At 47.6% G+C, this 17,959-nt stretch carries 13 protein-coding genes; 4 read left to right on the top strand and 9 right to left on the bottom strand.

The window, feature by feature from the left end; all coding sequences use genetic code 11:
- Window positions 1-86: 86 nt before the first annotated feature.
- Both lolA1 and JUB15_RS14935 read right to left on the bottom strand, forming a co-directional pair.
- Window positions 87-740 carry an outer membrane lipoprotein periplasmic chaperone LolA1 gene (gene lolA1 / locus JUB15_RS14940; protein WP_207513294.1) on the bottom strand — a complete coding sequence of 218 codons (654 nt, stop codon included), beginning with the start codon at window positions 738-740 and terminating at the stop codon, window positions 87-89.
- A gap of 128 nt (window positions 741-868) precedes the next feature.
- On the bottom strand, window positions 869-3,433 hold the full coding sequence (locus tag JUB15_RS14935) for an FtsK/SpoIIIE family DNA translocase (protein ID WP_207513293.1): 2,565 nt from the start codon (window positions 3,431-3,433) through the stop codon (window positions 869-871).
- Window positions 3,434-3,717: 284 nt separating this feature from the next.
- Here JUB15_RS14935 and JUB15_RS14930 point away from each other — a divergent pair, with 284 nt between their 5' ends.
- On the top strand, window positions 3,718-5,703 hold the full coding sequence (locus JUB15_RS14930; protein ID WP_207513292.1) for a sensor histidine kinase: 1,986 nt from the start codon (window positions 3,718-3,720) through the stop codon (window positions 5,701-5,703).
- A gap of 121 nt (window positions 5,704-5,824) precedes the next feature.
- Here the strand turns inward: JUB15_RS14930 and JUB15_RS14925 are convergent, their stop codons facing one another.
- From JUB15_RS14925 to JUB15_RS14915, 3 genes are read right to left on the bottom strand one after another with little or no spacing between them, the layout of a single operon-like run.
- On the bottom strand, window positions 5,825-6,220 hold the full coding sequence (locus JUB15_RS14925; protein WP_207513291.1) for a DUF423 domain-containing protein: 396 nt from the start codon (window positions 6,218-6,220) through the stop codon (window positions 5,825-5,827).
- Window positions 6,213-6,722 (bottom strand): shikimate kinase, encoded by a 510-nt coding sequence (locus tag JUB15_RS14920; protein WP_207513290.1) that lies wholly within the window; start codon window positions 6,720-6,722, stop codon window positions 6,213-6,215. Before JUB15_RS14920 ends, JUB15_RS14925 begins: the two co-directional genes overlap by 8 nt.
- 11 nt (window positions 6,723-6,733) lie before the next feature.
- The gene (locus tag JUB15_RS14915) at window positions 6,734-7,918 is read right to left on the bottom strand and encodes an acyl-CoA dehydrogenase family protein (RefSeq protein WP_207513289.1); all 1,185 of its coding nucleotides are present in this window, start codon (window positions 7,916-7,918) and stop codon (window positions 6,734-6,736) included.
- Between the two features lie 292 nt (window positions 7,919-8,210).
- Between JUB15_RS14915 and JUB15_RS14910 the strand changes: the two genes are divergently transcribed.
- From JUB15_RS14910 to JUB15_RS14900, 3 genes are read left to right on the top strand one after another with little or no spacing between them, the layout of a single operon-like run.
- On the top strand, window positions 8,211-8,762 hold the full coding sequence (locus JUB15_RS14910; protein ID WP_207513288.1) for an RNA polymerase sigma factor: 552 nt from the start codon (window positions 8,211-8,213) through the stop codon (window positions 8,760-8,762).
- Between the two features lie 2 nt (window positions 8,763-8,764).
- Entirely contained in the window at window positions 8,765-9,391 is a 627-nt protein-coding gene (locus tag JUB15_RS14905; protein WP_207513287.1) for a hypothetical protein, read from the top strand.
- On the top strand, window positions 9,366-10,358 hold the full coding sequence (locus tag JUB15_RS14900; RefSeq protein WP_207513286.1) for a DUF4097 family beta strand repeat-containing protein: 993 nt from the start codon (window positions 9,366-9,368) through the stop codon (window positions 10,356-10,358). The genes JUB15_RS14905 and JUB15_RS14900 overlap by 26 nt, the downstream gene beginning before the upstream one ends.
- Before the next feature lie 149 nt (window positions 10,359-10,507).
- Here the strand turns inward: JUB15_RS14900 and JUB15_RS14895 are convergent, their stop codons facing one another.
- The 4 genes from JUB15_RS14895 to JUB15_RS14880 form a co-directional block, all read right to left on the bottom strand.
- Window positions 10,508-11,827 (bottom strand): DUF4302 domain-containing protein, encoded by a 1,320-nt coding sequence (locus JUB15_RS14895; RefSeq protein ID WP_207513285.1) that lies wholly within the window; start codon window positions 11,825-11,827, stop codon window positions 10,508-10,510.
- Between the two features lie 221 nt (window positions 11,828-12,048).
- Complete coding sequence (locus tag JUB15_RS14890; protein WP_207513284.1) at window positions 12,049-12,930, bottom strand: zinc-binding metallopeptidase; 882 nt, start codon at window positions 12,928-12,930, stop codon at window positions 12,049-12,051.
- A gap of 47 nt (window positions 12,931-12,977) precedes the next feature.
- Window positions 12,978-14,438 (bottom strand): RagB/SusD family nutrient uptake outer membrane protein, encoded by a 1,461-nt coding sequence (locus tag JUB15_RS14885; protein WP_207513283.1) that lies wholly within the window; start codon window positions 14,436-14,438, stop codon window positions 12,978-12,980.
- A gap of 81 nt (window positions 14,439-14,519) precedes the next feature.
- Window positions 14,520-17,927 (bottom strand): SusC/RagA family TonB-linked outer membrane protein, encoded by a 3,408-nt coding sequence (locus JUB15_RS14880; protein WP_207513282.1) that lies wholly within the window; start codon window positions 17,925-17,927, stop codon window positions 14,520-14,522.
- Between the last annotated feature and the right edge of the window lie 32 nt (window positions 17,928-17,959).

The following is a 17,959-nucleotide window of genomic DNA, read 5'->3' as shown; positions in this document are numbered from 1 at the left end:
ACATTACAGGGCTCTTACCCCTGCAACCTGGAACCTGTAACCTGTAACTTATAAATTAACCTGGTAACCTTAATTTGTATCGGCAATTATCTCAGATCAATAACTTCTACCCCCGGGTATTTGCTTTTATCAAACACAAACAGGTTGTCGGGCAGGTTGGCTGCACCGTTCATTGAATTAACGGTATATACCATTACGCTGCCTGATTTATCGAGGATGCGGGTGCTGTAAATCGTTTTGCTGTTCTTATCAACCAGCAGATAAACCTTGTGGAAGGGTTTGGTCTTATCAACCGGTGTCATTTCAATTTCCTGAACCGTTTTGTTGCTCACTTTTTTATCGCCGTTCAGCTTATACAGGAAATCCTTGTCATAAAAGTTGGTGAACAACTTTTGCATGGTAATGGTATTGGCAGAATTATCAGGTTTGGTGATCGTTACCTCGTTCGCCGATTTATCGTAGGTCCAGATGTTGGCGCCGTCACAAAAAACCTCCTGACCGGTACCGGCGATGCTAACGCGATAGCGGGCGCCTTTCAGGGAAGCAGTACCTTTTTTACTTCCCAACAAACTGCCTTTATTATCCTCATTGCGCAGGGTAAAGCTGGCCTGTACCGACTTAAACGTTTTGAACTTGGCGCTTACCGCATCCAGTACTTTCTTGGCAGCGGGGTCACTTTGTTGGCTAAAAGTTATAGTGGCTATAAATAAAGTAGAAGTTAATACGATTAGGCTTTTCATTATATTCATTATGTGAATTCTTTGGGTAAAGGCCGCAAAGATATTAGTTATAACCTTTTGCGGCAATTATAAGACGCGAAATGTTAACGGAGGTTGTGCATTAGTATCACATTAACAAAATTCTAACCCTATATTAAACCGGCCAGCAGTTGTTCCAGATCGGCTTCAGTCTTGATCAGTACGTCCCGTGCCTTACTGCCCTGGCTGGGGCCAACGATGCCAGCGGCTTCCAGCTGGTCCATCAGGCGGCCTGCGCGGTTATATCCCAGTTTCATCCGCCGTTGCAACAATGAGGTAGAGCCCATCTGGCTGCTAACGATCATGCGGGCAGCGCTTTCAAACAAGGTATCGCGGTCCTCGAGGTCCAGCTCCTTGCCTTCAAACTGCTTCTCATCAACGTATTCCGGCAAGAAGAATGCCTGCGGATAGCCTTCCTGAGTACCAATGAAATCGCAAATGCTGTCTACTTCGGGTGTGTCAACAAATGCGCACTGCAGCCGGGTTATTTCCCCATTATAGGAAATAAGCATATCGCCCTTACCGATCAGTTGTTCGGCGCCGCCCGCATCCAGGATAGTGCGTGAGTCGATCTTCGATGATACTTTAAAAGCAATACGTACCGGGAAGTTGGCTTTAATGGTACCGGTGATGATATTCACCGAAGGACGCTGTGTAGCGATGATCAGATGGATACCCACCGCACGGGCCAGCTGCGCCAACCGCGCAATTGGCATTTCCACCTCTTTACCGGCCGTCATGATGAGGTCGGCAAACTCATCCACTACCAGTACAATGAAAGGCAGGAACTGGTGCCCTTTCTGCGGGTTCAGCTTCCGTTTAATAAATTTCTCATTGTATTCACGAATGTTGCGGGCGCCGGCCTCTTTCAGCAGGTCGTAGCGGTTATCCATTTCAATACACAGGGCGTTCAGCGTATGAATAACCTTTTTTGTATCGGTGATAATGGCTTCTTCCTCGCCTGGCAGTTTGGCCAGAAAATGCGTTTCAATATTGCGGTACAGGCTTAACTCCACTTTCTTGGGGTCAACCAGTACCAGCTTGAGCTGTGACGGGTGTTTCTTGTACAAGAGTGACACCAGGATGGCGTTCAACCCAACCGACTTACCCTGACCGGTAGCACCGGCCATCAACAGGTGCGGCATGGTGGTAAGGTCTACTATAAAGTTCTCATTATCGATCTTTTTGCCAATGGCGACCGGCAGGCTGAAATTATTGTTCTGGAATTTTTCCGACGACAGCATACTGCGCATACTCACTACCGTCTTTTTCACATTGGGTACTTCAATACCCACTGTACCCTTACCCGGTATGGGCGCAATGATACGAATACCCAGGGCCGCCAAACTCAACGCAATGTCATCCTCCAGGTTTTTGATACGGGAGATCCGCACGCCTGCAGCCGGCACTATTTCATACAAGGTTACGGTAGGTCCTACCGTGGCGCTGATCTTCTGGATCTCTATATCGTAATTCTTCAGCGTATTGATGATCTGGTTCTTGTTGGTCTCCAGTTCTGTGGGATCCTGGATGATACGTTCACTGCCATGCAGCTCTAACAGATCGAGGCTTGGGAATTTATAATCGCGCAGCTCGAGCGAAGGATCGTACGGCTCCTGGGAAACAGGCTTTTGTTCAACCTTTGGCTCTTCCACCGGCAGCTCGGGTTGATCCACTTCGGGATACGATTTAATTTCCAGCTCCAGGTTAGGCTCGGGTTTATTCCCTTTGCCTTTTTGTGCAGTCACCGGCGTTTCTATGGGCAGCGGAATTTCCGGCGTTTCTTCTATTTCTTCTTCAATCTCTTCTTCCAGTTCGTCTTCTTCCTCCAATGCAGGTTCCTGAACCGGCGTTTGTTTTTCGACCAGTTTTATATCCAGCTGCGGTTCTTCCTCCGGTTGATCTGTTTTTGGCAGTTTTTTAAGCGCGCCCACGCCATCTTTCAGTTTGTTACCAGCTGTTTTTACTTTAGGCGTTTCAATTTCTTCGGTATTCACCATTACCGGCGTTACTGCTTTGGCCGGGTCTTCCGTTTTAGGTTTGACTAATGCTGGCGCCTTGAAAACAGGGTTGAAACGCCAAATGATATAGGCCAGGCCGGCTACCAGTAATAAAGCAGCCGTGCCAACGCTGCCGATCATGCGAACGAGCCAGTCGCGGCACATATCACCTACTGCCCCGCCCCAGGCAAATGCACTGCTGCTGAAAACAAAGGAAAATACAACACTGAAAAACAACAGGCTTACGATCACATAGCGCAGATTGCGCCCGAGGGAAAATATCTTAGAGCCCAGCAAGGCATTTACGCCAATTACAAAAAAAAGGCTGCAGAACATGAAGGACGCAGCGCCGAATCCTTTAAAAAAGAACAGGTGTGAAATATACGCACCCAGGTTACCCAGCAGATTGGTGGTCTTTACTTCTTCGCCGGGCAACAGGATAGCAGCACCCCGGAATACCTTATCCTGGTCTTCCTTCCAGGTAAACAGATAGGATGCAAAGGCAATAAATAAAAAAAGGCTGATCAATAAGGCGAAAGCACCTGCAATTTTATGGGTACGTTCGTCTTTTACCAATTGTTTTACCGTTACCTGAGCTTCTTTTTCAGGTTTGAATTTTTCCGGATTAGCTGGCTTTTTCTTTTCTGCTTTGTCTGCTTTTAAGCGGTTGGCCATGTTCGCAAAGATAAGTAGTTTAAGGAATAAGGATCAAAGTATAAGGACGGTTCACACCTATGAGAATTGTTAAGTTTCGAAGAGGTTACCGGTTACCGGCCGCGGTTACCGGGCCTTGGAAACAACTAAATATTTCCGGCATACTAACCTTGAACCTGTATTCCTGGCAACGGGTAACCGGCACATGGATCAGCACATTAGCTAATTATCACATTAGCACATTGTGCTTTTTTCGTACTTTCACTCAAGAAACTAACGCACCCCGGTGCAAACCGGGGCATTATATGAGCACTAATCGCCATCCTGGATTTGTATCAGCCAACACTACCTGCCACCATCCTTATCACAAGGCCGTCAAACATACATTTTTTTATATCCTGCTTTTTTGTTTAGCCACCAATAGTTATGCACAATGGTCAGATACCATGATCATTGATGTGGCCGCTATCCGTTATCATAAAGCTATCGGGAAATATTCCCTGTTCAACTCGCAGCCCAAACATCAAATACCGGATGCTGATATCTATAAGCTGCCTTTCCAGCAAAATCCGGGCAATTACCTGCCCCATGACCTGCCAGGCAAGCTCATAGAACAGGACTGCTTTTTACAGTTCTTTTTAACCAACTCGCATGACACGGCCATTACGGTTTGTTTTACCCCGGCGTATTTCTGTTCGGAATTTATACTGTTCAAAGCCCGGCCCGATGATATTCCCGGAAGCTTCAGCAGGTTGCCCGACAGCCTTACGGCTGACGACCGGTCTGATGGCGTAAAACAGATCGTTGTGCAACCTCATGAAACGGCTACCTATTTTTGCCGGTTCAATTTCGTGCGAACGAATATAAACTCTCTTACGCCCCGCATCATCCGGTACGATTACCTGCCGCAATGGAGCATGAGCCAGCGTGACCGCGACCATATGCTCGACGTATTCACTTACACGGTCTCGGGCGTATTGTTGTTCATGATCTTTTATTCACTGGCTGTTTATATTCAAAGCCGCAACAAAGAATTTATTTTTTACGCCGGCTACACCTTCCTCACCTGCTCGCTGCTGTTTTTAAAATCGTATCTCAATTACAGCGCCACCCCATTCAATTATTTTTATGAAGAATACCTCGATTTCATGATCATGACGGGCAGCGTGGTAATGTATCAGATCTTCATGCGAAAATTCATTAACAGTAAAGAGAATTATCCGCTGCTCGATAAATGCCTTCATTTTTTCTCCCTGCTGCTGATCGGCGCCAGTATCGTGTTTTCCATTGTATATTTTTTAACCGACAGGTATATCCTGTTGAACATCATGGAGAACTTTATCATTAAACAGGTTTTCTTCCTAACCGGTGTGTTCTTTATCGTGTACAGCATTAAAAAGAAGAATACGCTGCTCAACTACCTGGCTGCCGGCAATTTTTCGCTGGTGGTGTTTTCCGTTATTTCCTATATCATCATCATTACGGGCTGGAAGCTGGTGAAGGACGATATCACCTCTGTCTTTAACCGGGCTTTGTTCTATTACGAGATCGGACTGGTGTTGGAGCTGGGATTCTTTTTGTCGGGCCTGGCGTATAAGAACCGGCGTGATATCATCGAGCGGGTAAAAGAGCGGGAACGCCTGAAACTGGAAAATGAACGTAAAGAATTCGATAAACAAATGGCGGTAATGGCTGCCAAACAGGAAGAGCGCAACCGGATTTCAGCCGACATGCACGATGAGCTGGGATCGGGCGTTACAGCCATCAGACTCATGAGCGAGATCATGAAGAGCCGGTTGAAAGGCGATGTAGTGCCCGAGCTCGAAAAGATCTCCAACTCGGCGAATGAACTGCTGGGCAAGATGAATACCATCATCTGGACCATGAAAAGCAGTAACGACACGCTGGAGAGCCTGATCGCCTACATCAGGGCCCATGCCATTGAATATTTTGACTCCACGCCTATTGAATGTAAAGTGCAGCTGCCGCCGCTTATTCCGCAGGCAGAAGTAAGTGGCGAAAAAAGAAGGAACATCTTCCTGAGCATTAAAGAAGCGCTGAACAATGCCATGAAACACTCGCAGGCCACGCAGATCCAGATCGTTATTTCTACCAGTGATAAATGGCTTATGATCAAAGTGGCAGATAACGGCGTGGGCATCGATGCCGACAAACTGCGCCGCTTCGGCAACGGCCTCAGCAATATGCGCCGCCGCATGGAAAGTATCGACGGCACATTTAAAATAGAGTCTGATAAGAATTGCATTCTTACATTCGAAGCCCCGATTTAGGTTTGTGGTTTATGGTTTGTGGTTTGTTGTTACGCCTATATTCGGAACTCACTATTACTTGCAGCCTTTCGATTCACTCACTATAGTTGCAGCTTGAATTCGCTAAACTATAAACCATAAACTATAAACTGCTTTTCTTAATCACTGCCAGGAACAGAAAGATCCAGCCAACAATAAAGAAAACACCTCCAAAGGGCGTAATGGCGCCTATGCCGCGCAGTCCAACGGTTTTTGTTGCCTGCAAGATGGTTAATACATACAATGAGCCAGAGAACAATATTATACCCACGATGAAGCAGATCCCTGCGTACTGGAGATATTTGCCAGGGAAGCTTCCAAACAGAATAGCTACCGCCAATAATGCAAATACATGGTAGAATTGATAACGCACCCCGGTCTCAAAGGTAGTAACGGTTTCAGGAGGAACAATCTTCTTTAATCCGTGTGCGCCAAAAGCGCCGAGGGCTACGGCGAGTGCGCCCAGAATGGCGGCCGTTTGTAAAAAACCTTTATGCATGTAATACGGTTTGAATAAAATCATTCATGGATATGGCATCTTCCTTATCGATGATTACATCTGCCTGCTCATAGTACATCCGGCGTTCATTCAGTTTACGAATGATGTAATGTTTGAGGTCTTCGTCCTGGATATCTTTCAGCAATGGCCGTTGTAAACGCTCCTTCATCAGGCGGTGCAGCAGCACATCTACCTGGGTATTGAGCCATACCACGGTGCCATACTTCTTCATGAATTCGATATTATTAAAAAAACAGGGCGTGCCGCCGCCGCACGACAACACCATATTGCTGTTTTCATCCACGATCTTTTCCAGCACTTCTTTTTCGCGGTTACGGAAGTACTCTTCACCCGATTCGCCGAAGATCTCCGGAATACTCCGTTTTTCTTCTGCCACAATCACTTCATCAAGATCATAAAATGGTAAACTCAGCCGTTGCGCTACCTGTTTGCCCCAATGCGTTTTTCCGGAACCCATGAAACCGATTAAGAAAATCCTCATTACGTCGCAAGTTATTTAAAAGCATTGAAACCCGTAACATCCATACCAGTGATCAGCAAATGTATGTCATGTGTGCCTTCGTAGGTAATAACACTTTCCATATTCATCATGTGCCGCATCACGGAATATTCGCCGGTGATGCCGCTGCCGCCGAGGATCTGCCTGGCGTCGCGGGCAATAAACGCAGCCATTTCGCAGGCATTGCGTTTAGCCATACTCACCTGCTGCGGCGTGGCCTTTTCTTCATTCATCAGTACCCCCAGCCGCCAGTTCAGCAATTGCGCCTTGGTGATCTCGGTGATCATTTCGGCCAGCTTCTTTTGCTGCAGTTGAAAAGAGCCGATCGGTTTATCGAACTGCTGCCGTTCTTTCGAATAGCGCAAAGCGGTATCATAACAGTCCATAGCCGCACCGGTAGCGCCCCAGGCGATGCCATACCGTGCTTTGGTAAGGCAGCTCAGCGGCCCTTTCAGTCCTTTTACATTGGGCAGAATATTCTCTTTCGGCACTTTTACATTATCAAAAACCAGCTCACCGGTTGCGGAAGCCCGCAAGCTCCATTTATTATGCGTTAAAGGGGCTGTAAAACCTTTCATGCCCCGTTCCAGGATGAGGCCGTATATTTCCCCATTTTCATCCTTGGCCCAAACGATGGCCACTTTGGCGTAAGGGGCATTACTGATCCACATTTTGGCGCCGTTGAGAATAACGTGGTCGCCTGCATCGGTAAAATGGGTGGTCATGCTGCCGGGGTCTGAACCATGATCGGGTTCGGTAAGGCCGAAGCAGCCGAGCCATTCGCCATTGGCCAGCTTGGGCAGGTATTTGCGCCGCTGGTCTTCACTGCCGTATTCATAAATGGGGAACATTACCAGGGAACCCTGTACAGATGCGGTTGACCGTACGCCGCTGTCGCCCCGCTCCAGCTCCTGCATCATGAGGCCGTAGCTGATGTAGTCTAATCCCCCTCCCCCGTATTCAACCGGGATGGTAGGGCCGAAACAGCCGAGCTCTCCCATCTGCTGAACGATCTGTTCGGGGAACTCTGCTTTCTGCGCAAAATCTTCTATGATAGGCGATATTTCTTTTTTCACGTAATTACGAACAGATTCTCTGACAAGTTTCTGTTCGTCGGTCAATAGTTCGTCCAATAAGAAGTAATCCGGGCTGGTGAACAAATCGGTTCTGGTACCCATGACTAAACTGATTTTCGATATTACGCTAAAAGTAAGAAAAAGCGGGCAAGTTTATGGTTTATAGTTTGTTGTTTGTGGTTAATTTTCATTCGCAACGCCTTATTTTCCGGCACCACCGGTTCTGCTGATAACCAGCGTTTTGAAATCGGTTAACCACCTCAAAGCGCGGCAGCAACCACAAACCACAAACAACAAACCACAAACAACAAACCACAAACAAATTGATCGTTCCATGCAACATCATAACTTTCGCCATGTCTCTTTATAAAACAAACAACCTAAACAGATCATTTTGGAGCTGACTGCAAACATTATCCGGGATGAACTGGTTGAACGCTGTAAGCTGGGCGATCCGCAGAGCTACCAGGCGTTGTACCGGCAATATTCCAAAGCGATGTATAACACCAGTTTACGTATTGTAAACAATACCGCCGACGCGGAGGATGTGTTGCAGGAATCGTTCCTGGATGCTTTCCGCTCGCTGCACGATTTTCACTATCGCAGCACCTTTGGCGCCTGGCTGAAAAAGATCGTTATCAATAAATCGATCAATATACTCCGCAAACGCAGGAATTACCTGGTTGATATGGAAAGCTCCGAACTGCAGGCTGTTACTGATGATGAACCGGTAAATGAAGACGATATCCATTACCAGGTGGAAGTGATAAAAAAAATGATCACCCGGCTGCCCGATGGCTATCGAACGGTGCTGAGCTTATACCTGCTGGAAGGTTATGATCATGAAGAGATCTCACAAATATTGAATATTTCGCATAACACGGTACGTACCCAGTATGTACGCGCCAAACAAAAACTGCTGACATTAATTAAACAAGGAGTTTGACAATGAGTAAAGGTTTAGAACAATTTATTCGTGACCATCGTGACCAGTTCAACGCTGATGAACCCGGGGAACAGGTATGGAAAAAGCTGGAACAACAACTGACTGACGGCAAACCCACTGAACAAAAGCAAACTTCAAAGAACCGGACATTACTTGTATTCACCCTGCTTCGCTGGAGCGCCGCCGCAGCCATCCTGGTGCTGGCCGGTATAGGTATCTTCTCCCTACTGACCAACCGGAGCAACAACCAGCCTTCTGTGGTGCAGCAGGAACGACCCGATACGCCTCCGGCGAACGACCCGATCCTGAAGGAGATCAATCCAAACTATGCGAAGGAAGTATACCAGTTCACGCGGCTCATTGAAGACAAGCAAAATGAACTGAAGGCAATTGAAAAAGAAAACCCTGTTTTATATAAAAAGTTTGTTTCGGATATCAATAAGCTCGATAGCTCTTACAACGCGTTGCAACAAGAACTCCCGGAAAATCCTAACCGCGAACAATTACTGGAAGCCATGATTGAGAACCTGAGGCTGCAGACCGAGATCCTCAATCAGCAATTAAGTATTATCAATCAAATCAAAGCATCAAAAAGTAATCATCATGACAGCAATAATAAAAAGATATAACCTCCTCTTACTTTTTACCTGCCTGGCAACATCGGTAACGGTTTTTGCCGGTGACCCGGTAGTGAAAAAAACGAAGACCTATACCAAGTCCTATAACGTAAGCAGCAATGACAAGATCTCTTTCAACAATCAGTTTGGCGAGCTGCAGATAAATACCTGGGACAGGGACGAGGTGAAAGCAACCGTAACCATCACCGCTGAAGCCGGCACCGACGAAAAGGCACAGGCTATCCTCGATCACATCAGTATTGAAGATGGCAAGAAGAATGGCGGCGTTTTTTTTGAAACAAAATTTGATAAAAAGAAAGACACCAAATGGGGCAAAGGCGAGAAACAACAGTTCAATATCGACTATGTCGTATATCTACCGGCGCGCAACGCACTTACCGCCATCAACCACTTTGGGCCTATGAGCATCGGCGATCACAGTGGCGATGTATCGCTTGAAAGCAAGTTCGGCAGTTTAACTACCGGCAAACTGGCCAATGCAAAAGTGCAGATCGAGTTTGGTAAAGGCACCATTGGCGGCATCAACAATGGCAATGTGGTCATCAAATTCTCCAAAGCGGTCATCGATAATCTCGACGGCAATGTAAATGCGGTCTTTGAACATTGTGACGTGGCCAAACTGCGGGTTGATAACAACACGAGGACGCTTACCGTAAAAAACAGTTTTTCTAACCTGTACCTCGATCTGCAAAATAATATCTCTGCCAATTTTGATATCAGCACACATTTTGGCGACCTGCAGAATAAGACCAACCTGGAGATAAAAGAAGAGAAAGACGACGATGAGGGGCATGGTCCGCGGTTCGATAAAAAATTCACCGGCAGATCGGGCAATGGTAGTACCGCCATGAAAATAAAATCAGAATTCGGTAAGATAACCATCGGCCACAATCTGAACATCAATATGAACAAGGATGACAAAAAGGACAAAGACAAGAAGGGCACGGTGAGAATTTGACGCAACTCCTTTCCAACTTGCAGTCAGCAGAGTCGAGACTCTCTACAACGGCGCTTCTCCCGGTTATAATCGGGAGGGCCCGTTTTTAAATAACAAGGCCCCGGCAGTATCGTCAGGGCCTTTGTATTTACAATGCAATTACAATATCGTCAGAAGATCCAGAGCCACGAAACCCACACCTTTGCATCGGCAACGCTAACCATATCGAATGAATTGGCGCTGCTTTGTACAAAATAGTAGCCTGTAGGTGCAAAGAGCAGATTACGGGTATCAACCAGCGGTCCGCTACCAGGCCAGGGTATGTCCTGGTGTTCTTCAACCAGACTAAAGTTTGCCCGGCCCGCAGAGTTGGCCGTCATGCCCACCCATGAACCGGCAACCAGGTCGAGGGCACTTTCAGCTGAATCGAGATAAATACTAAAGAATGCATCAACACCGTTGGAATTCGGTTTGTACAGTAAGAAATAGAATTGAGATGTATCGTTCTTCAACGATTTAAGGTTGTAGGCATCGTCTACCCCATTTATGTGAAAGCCATCGAACGAGATCCAGTAATTATCACCGGCAGCACCCTGGCCCCACCAGCGGTTGACGGCACTTCTTACATCGGGATTAACAGGCGCATTGGCGCCGGTTATGGTGGCGGCAGTGCCATTCACAGCTACATTCATTACCTGGGCCCCCGCATTAAAGTTGTTAATGGTGAACCCAGGTATAGAGGTGGCCCCGTTTACAACAGGATCAGTAAAGTATACACCGTTTGCCCAAAAATAATAGCCCCTGGTAACCGACTGTGCCTGGTTACCGGTTCCCCAGGAAACAGTTACTTTTTTCACGGTTGTATCAAATTGCAGTTCGTAATCCCCGTTGCGATAGTTAAGCCGTTTCCAGTAAAGCAGGAATTTCCAATAGTCCTTGAACTTTACTACGCCGTTGGTCACCTGTTTATTCGCCCATACCGATACGTCTGATTGAACGGCTTTTCGCAGGCTCAGCCTGCTGCCGTTGAACCGGCCGGTTAAACTGATACTGTCTGCCGTTACGGTATCGACCCGAAACTCGAAATCAGCCTTTAATCCCTGGCCGTTGCCGCCTCCGCTTACAGACCCATCAGGGTCGCTGAGAATATGTATGTACGAATAGGTATCGAATATGAGACTGGGTTGCTGCAACGCCTTTAACCGGTAACTGCTTTCTTTGGTCACCGTAGCGGTAGTGCTGTCAAAATCACTGTACATTACTACCCGGTTGCTGTCGTTAAAATTAAAATAGAAGCGGTAAGTGCCGCCATCGGCGGTGGTAAGGTTTCCATTCCACCCGAAAGGGGAGCCGGTAAGGGCCTTCTGATAAGCTGCCAGGGCCTCATTGAGCCGCTCGTCAGGTGTTTTATCGAACACATTGTCGTCGTCCTTCCGGCACGAGGCAAGCAGGGCTATAGCGAGTAGAAAATATAATAGGTTCTTATTCATACCTGTCTCTTTAATCGTGAATAAAGCTTAACGCTTAAAGCTTAATGCTCAACGCTGGTTTCCGCATTTTACAACTGCCGGCATCAGGAAGGATGGCATTTCCGCGTTTTGCGCCTGTGCGCTTTGGCGGCTTCTGCTTTTGCGTTTTGCGCATGCCTGCCGGCAGGCAGGTTTAGCGTTCAGCGTTCTGCGTTCAGCGTTCAGCGTTCTGCGTTTAGCGTTTAATACATCAATGCATTGATCGAATTACGTGTACGGGTTTGCAAACTATAAAAGTTGATGCCCCATACATCTTTAAAATAGTTGACCACGATCGTTTCCTTCTGACGCAACTTGTCTACCGCGGCCGGATTGGAAATGGTTTTCAAAAATGATTCAAACCCGTCCCTTCCTTCAACAAGCATCAGGGAGATCATTTCCACAAAGTCTTCGTCGGCTGCACTTTGCGCATAGGCTGAAACAAATCCCTTTTCGTTGGCTTCATCATCACGAACGTTGTTCCAGTTAGAAGTATAATCACCTACAGAAATGCGTTTGAAGTCTTCGGGGTACATTACTGTCTGGTGCATAATGTGTGCGAACTCATGCTCAATGGTATGGAACATCATTTTAACCTCAACCGAGTCTGACGGTACATAACCCGGCATACCTTTTATCCTGAAATCATTCAATACGTATAATACAATGCGCCGGCCACCTTCGGCTGTACCCAGGGTGATGGTGCCGTCGATGTTCCAGTTGGCGCTGCCCACCAATACAAAGAACTTGGGAATATATTTTTGCATGAACAGCTTTCCGGCTTCGGCCACATAGTTATCGATCCATACTTTTTTGATGGCGCTAAGCAGCGGGATGATCTTCTCTTCCTTAGGAGGCGTTAAGGTTTTATCGAAATCCAGTTCACCCTGGTCCCATTTATATTTGGCCGCAACATTAAAGGGTGTGGTAAGGGTATCTCGTATCCAGTTATCGATTGGCGTAGCTGCCCAGGTGTCGCCGCCAAGCCCGGGAATATTACTCACATCGCCCAGGTCATCTTCCTTTTTACACGACGCAAAAACCGCCAGCGCCAGTAAAACAAGGTATATTTTATGTTTGAACATATCAGTTGCTATTTATTACTTAGAACTTATTACTTAAAACTTAGAACTCATCTCGGGTTTAAAGGCATACCCGATAACGATACCGATTCTGGCAGCTGGAATACCCGTTGCGGAGAATTCGCCGGCAAACTCAACGTGCGGCCATCCGTGGTTGTATGGGTAACTGTAATGTCATACCGTATTATATCGAACCAGCGCATGCCTTCCTGAACGTATTCGGCCCGTTTAAAATCGAGCAATGCGTTCAAGGCATTTAGGCGTACGTCGTTTGAGCCATAAGCTGCCTTCAGTTTGTCGGGCGTGATCTGATGGTCGGCAGTCTTGTAACCAACGACACGGGTGCTTGCATAGGTATTCAGGTCCTGGATAGCAGCATTTACGTTATTAAGATAAATATATGCTTCCGCCCTGTTGAATAATACTTCTTCAGTGGTGAATAACGGCACCATCACATAAGGTAAACCGATATTGGCATTTACCGAGTTGCGCACGAAATATTCATTGATCTTTGGCACCAGATAGTTGTTGGTGCCCGCTGTATAGGTCTGATACCTGAAAGCCCATTCGGAGGTGTCGCTGAATATTCTCTCGGATTCGTATATCTCATCGCGCTTTTCCGAGTTCATGGCATAGCGTACGGTAAAATAATCACGTCCCCAGTTCGACACAGTTTCAACCAGTAACAGGTTTGCCGGTTCGGTAGCTTTCTGGTAAAGCGCCCACATCTCCTGCGGTGTTTTGGTAAGGTAAACCGTATTCCAGGGGCGCAGCAGGGAGGTAATGTTGCCGCCGGAAAATATAGCATTCGCATGGGTAACTACCTTGGCGTATTCCTGTTTGAAAAGATAGAACCGGGCAGCAAAAGCATTGGCCGCAGCTTTGGTAAAATGGTAACGGGGTACCGTGTATTTGGTATCGTCGATCAGCGGTAAACCCTGGGTAAGGTCCTGTTCGATCATTTGATAAACATAGGCTACCGTTCTGCGATCGTAATTCTTGAATACCACATTCTCGGGTGTGGTCACATATGGAATGCCCATGTCCTGTGCAGCCGTGCCCGGATCGTACACTTTCGAGAACAAGGTCACCAGCATAAAATGCGCATAGGCGCGGCAAACCAGCGCCTCACCTTTCTGGGCACTGTACAAGGTAGTGTCGGCTGCGTTTCTAATGGCTTCCAATGCCTGGTTGGCGGCGGCGATGGCTGTATAACAGGCATTCCAGTAATTCTCCGGTGAATCCTGCTGGTTATCGGCCACGTCCTGGAAAAAGTATGGATCCACATTGATCCTTTCCTGCGTGCCGCTTCCTTTATCGGTCACATTATCCGAGATGGATTCGGTAAAGGCCATATAGTTGCCCTGCGGATAAGCTGTTCCCAACAGCTGCGATACCTGGGAGGGCGTACTTACAGCGGCCCGGTTGTCGGGATTTTTTTCAAGGAACTTTTTACATCCTGCTGTTGAAAAAAGCAGTGCAAATGCTGTATATGATAGTATCTTTTGCATTGTATTTACCTTTTTTCTTTTTACGTTCTGCGTTCTGCGTTAAGCGTTCTGCGTTAAGCGTTAAGCGTTCTGCGTTTCGCGTTATACTCCCAGTTTCAATGAGAACGTAAACTGTTTTTGAACGGGCTGGGCAATACCACCGGTATTGAAGAACTCAGGATCCTGCCCCTTTAACTTTTTGTCGGAATAGATCAACCAGGTATTATTCGACACCGCCTGTAATGCCAGGCTGTTGAGGCCGATCTTTTTAATTATCCTGTTGGGCACCTGCCAGGTGAACGAAACGTTCTTTAACCTGATCATATCGCCATTGGCAACCCGCGCCGTTGAATAATTATAGTTGTTATACGGCGTGGAGCCTGCCAGCTTTGACTGTTCAAAAGCGCCTAATATGGAAGGCACTGTGGTGAACTGCTCATCGCCAGGCATGGTCCACCGGTCATAAAACTCTTTCGGCATGGCATCCAGGTCTGAATAGCTGTTCCTGAAGGCAGGGTATAACCTGATCTTGTTACCAGCCTGGTAAGTAATGAATACACTCAGGGTGAAATCCTTGTAGCTGAAGCTGTTCAACCAGCCGCCGGTAAGGCGGGGATCAACCGGACCTTCATGCACCAGGAAGCTGGTATTCTGATCCTGCAGGTACACATTGTTGCCCACTTTGCCGGTCTCATCAACAAACTGCGGCGTACCGGTAAAATGTTCCAGTCCTTTAAAGTCGATCGAGAACAGGCTTCGTACGGGGTATCCCTGTTTATTGCCACCTTCTGCTGCTACCAGGTCCCAGATGAGGGGCTCGTTGCGGGCATTGGTAATTTTATTGGTGTTGTAACCGGCAGTAAGGTTGGTGCGCCATTTAAAGTTCTTGTTATTCAACACCAGATACCCTACGAGCAATTCAACACCCTGCGATTCCATATCGGCATAGTTGGCGGCTTTGTACGGCTCACCGCCTACGCCTGATGTTTTAACTACACTTATAAGATCGAAGCTGCTGCGGTTGTATACGTCTACACTCACATTCAGGCGCCTGTTCAACATGGTAGCGTCAACACCCAGGTTGGTAGTGTATAACTTTTCCCAGGTAAGCTCGCTGTTCTCCAGGTTGGCCAGCTGTATCACCGACTCCCGTTCTGTTAAATAGGTCCTGTTGGTATTAATATTCCTCAATACGATGTTTGAGTTGGTGGCAGGTCCCATACTCGCTGTTAAACCATAACTGGCGCGCACCGTAAGGGCATCTACCCAGGCAATGTTTTCCATAAAGCGTTCCTGTTCTACGTTCCATGAACCGGCCACGCTCCAGGTAGGCAACCAGCGGGCATTTCTTGACTTACCCAACCGGTTCGAACCATCGTACCGTACTGTTGCGGTTAAATTGTACCTTGAATTATAGGTATAGGTACCCGATCCGTAAAAGGCCACAAAGCGGTCATAATCCTTAGACATTCCATAATACGGGAAGTTCAGCTCGATGGTTTGTTTCAGAATGCGGTAATCGATGAAAGGCACGCCGCCATTCTCATACTGGTAGCCATAACCGGTGTTGTTGAATTGCTGACGATCGGCATATTTTACCTGCTGACCCACCAACGCGGTGATCGTATGCAGGTCGTTGATCGTTTTATTGAAATTAAGGCTGTTCCGGAAATCATAGTTCAACAGCTGGTCTTCTACGCGGTTGTAAAAACCGCCATACGGCAATACGACTACCGGTTCAGCATCGGGGTTCTCCGGATCACGGTACAGGAACTTGTTATTAGCCCTGATGGTTGATGTGTTTGCGGCACGATAGGCATTGGCCATATTCGACGACTCGGTGATCTGGTGCTCACGGCTCGATTTCACGAAACGCAGGGCGCCTACAAATTCATACCGCAGCGAGGGGGTGATCTTGTAGTTCAGGCTTCCCTGCAACCGCAGGTCGATCACTTTGAGGTCCATATAGTTGTTCTCCAGTTCGGTGAGGATGTTGAACGGAGCAAAGTTGCGCCGGAAATATTCGCGGTTGCCGTTCTCGTCGTATGCCGTTAAGGTGCGGCTTGAGTTGAGGGCATAGCTGAAAGGATTGATGTCGAAATCGCGATCGTAACTACCTTCTACCGGGTTGCTGTTGCGCGTGAGCGCACCGGGCGCTTTCTGTTCGCGCATGGACCCTACGGTAGTAAAATCGGCCGACAGCCGTTCATTGAACTTATAATTATTGCGGAAGTTGAGGGTATAACGGCTTACTTTATCGGCCGGCGTCCAGCCGTTATCGCCATAATAACTGGTAGAAAAATAAGATTGGGAACGGTCGGTTCCTGCAGAAATACTGAGGGAATGTTCCTGCGTGAAGTTATTACGGAAGAGCAGATCGAACCAGTCGGTATTCGCCTGTGCGTACCGGGTCAAAAATGCTTTGCGGGCGGGCTGGGTATTGGGCAATACGAAACCATTGCCACCTGGTAACGGTTCGTTCAGCAGTTCGTACATTTTACCATAAACGCCGTTATCGCCCCGGTCGAGGATGTTGGCGTTCAGCATGCCTTTGCGCTCGAGTTCGGCCAGAACCGACATTTGCTGGGCAGAATTCATGATATTGAAATCACGGTAATGGGGTTTCAGGTAAGTACTGAAATTACCGATATAATTTACGTTGGGTTTTCCGGCCCGCCCTCTTTTTGTAGTGATGACCACTACCCCGTTCATGGCCCTGGCGCCATAAAGAGCGGCGGCAGAGGCGTCCTTTAAGATGTCGAAGCTTTCAATATCGTTGGCATTTAAACCGGCTACGGCGGAACCTAACAAAGTAGTAGGGTCGCCGCTCGACAGCTGGTCGTTAGAGATGTTTACGATGTCTTCCAGCACCACACCGTCTACCACCCACAAAGGTTTGTTATCACCGTTGATGGAGGTGGCGCCGCGCACCCGCACTTTGGGTGCGGTACCAAATGTGCCCGACACGTTTTGAACGGAAACCCCGGCAGCCCGGCCTTCGAGCATCCGGCTGACATCTGTTTGACCGCTCAGCCTGGCATCATCCATTTTTACAGTGGCGGCCGCGCCGGCAAATTTCTTTTTTTCGATGGTCTGGAAACCGGTCACAATCACTTCGGATAACGCTTTACCGCCTTCCGACATGAACACCTCCATAAACCTTTCGCCGCGGTAAATGATGGTTTGGGGAGCTTTGCCGGTATAGGAGAACCGGATGCTGTCGCCCCGGCGGGCGCCAATGGCAAACTCACCCTGTGTATTGGTGAAGGTACCCCTGCCTGAGACCAGGTTCTGTACAGATACCTGGGGCAGAATGCCTCCTTCTTCAGTACCTGAGACCCTGCCTCGTACCACAGTGGTATCCTGGAAAAATCGGGTGTTATTTATGTTGGGAATACCGGATGCGCGAGCGATGAATGGCAAACAACCAGCTACAACCACCACCAACAACAATCTTTTGCACGTTGTTCGTACTGCCTTTGCCTCAAAAGCGTTTTGCATAAAACGCATAGCATTAGTTTTTGATTAACTGAAGATTGGGT

This window comes from Longitalea luteola, assembly GCF_017356035.1.
GTDB lineage: Bacteria > Bacteroidota > Bacteroidia > Chitinophagales > Chitinophagaceae > Niastella > Niastella luteola.
This window is presented reverse-complemented; position numbering and strand designations above follow the sequence as displayed.

Excerpts from the sequence above, each read along its gene's own strand:
- lolA1 (WP_207513294.1), bottom strand. The coding sequence starts at position 740 with ATGAAAAGCCTAATCGTATTAACTTCTACTTTATTTATAGCCACTATA.
- JUB15_RS14935 (WP_207513293.1), bottom strand. The coding sequence starts at position 3,433 with ATGGCCAACCGCTTAAAAGCAGACAAAGCAGAAAAGAAAAAGCCAGCT.
- JUB15_RS14930 (WP_207513292.1), top strand. The coding sequence starts at position 3,718 with ATGAGCACTAATCGCCATCCTGGATTTGTATCAGCCAACACTACCTGC.
- JUB15_RS14925 (WP_207513291.1), bottom strand. The coding sequence starts at position 6,220 with ATGCATAAAGGTTTTTTACAAACGGCCGCCATTCTGGGCGCACTCGCC.
- JUB15_RS14920 (WP_207513290.1), bottom strand. The coding sequence starts at position 6,722 with ATGAGGATTTTCTTAATCGGTTTCATGGGTTCCGGAAAAACGCATTGG.
- JUB15_RS14915 (WP_207513289.1), bottom strand. The coding sequence starts at position 7,918 with ATGGGTACCAGAACCGATTTGTTCACCAGCCCGGATTACTTCTTATTG.
- JUB15_RS14905 (WP_207513287.1), top strand. The coding sequence starts at position 8,765 with ATGAGTAAAGGTTTAGAACAATTTATTCGTGACCATCGTGACCAGTTC.
- JUB15_RS14900 (WP_207513286.1), top strand. The coding sequence starts at position 9,366 with ATGACAGCAATAATAAAAAGATATAACCTCCTCTTACTTTTTACCTGC.
- JUB15_RS14895 (WP_207513285.1), bottom strand. The coding sequence starts at position 11,827 with ATGAATAAGAACCTATTATATTTTCTACTCGCTATAGCCCTGCTTGCC.
- JUB15_RS14890 (WP_207513284.1), bottom strand. The coding sequence starts at position 12,930 with ATGTTCAAACATAAAATATACCTTGTTTTACTGGCGCTGGCGGTTTTT.
- JUB15_RS14885 (WP_207513283.1), bottom strand. The coding sequence starts at position 14,438 with ATGCAAAAGATACTATCATATACAGCATTTGCACTGCTTTTTTCAACA.
- JUB15_RS14880 (WP_207513282.1), bottom strand. The coding sequence starts at position 17,927 with ATGCGTTTTATGCAAAACGCTTTTGAGGCAAAGGCAGTACGAACAACG.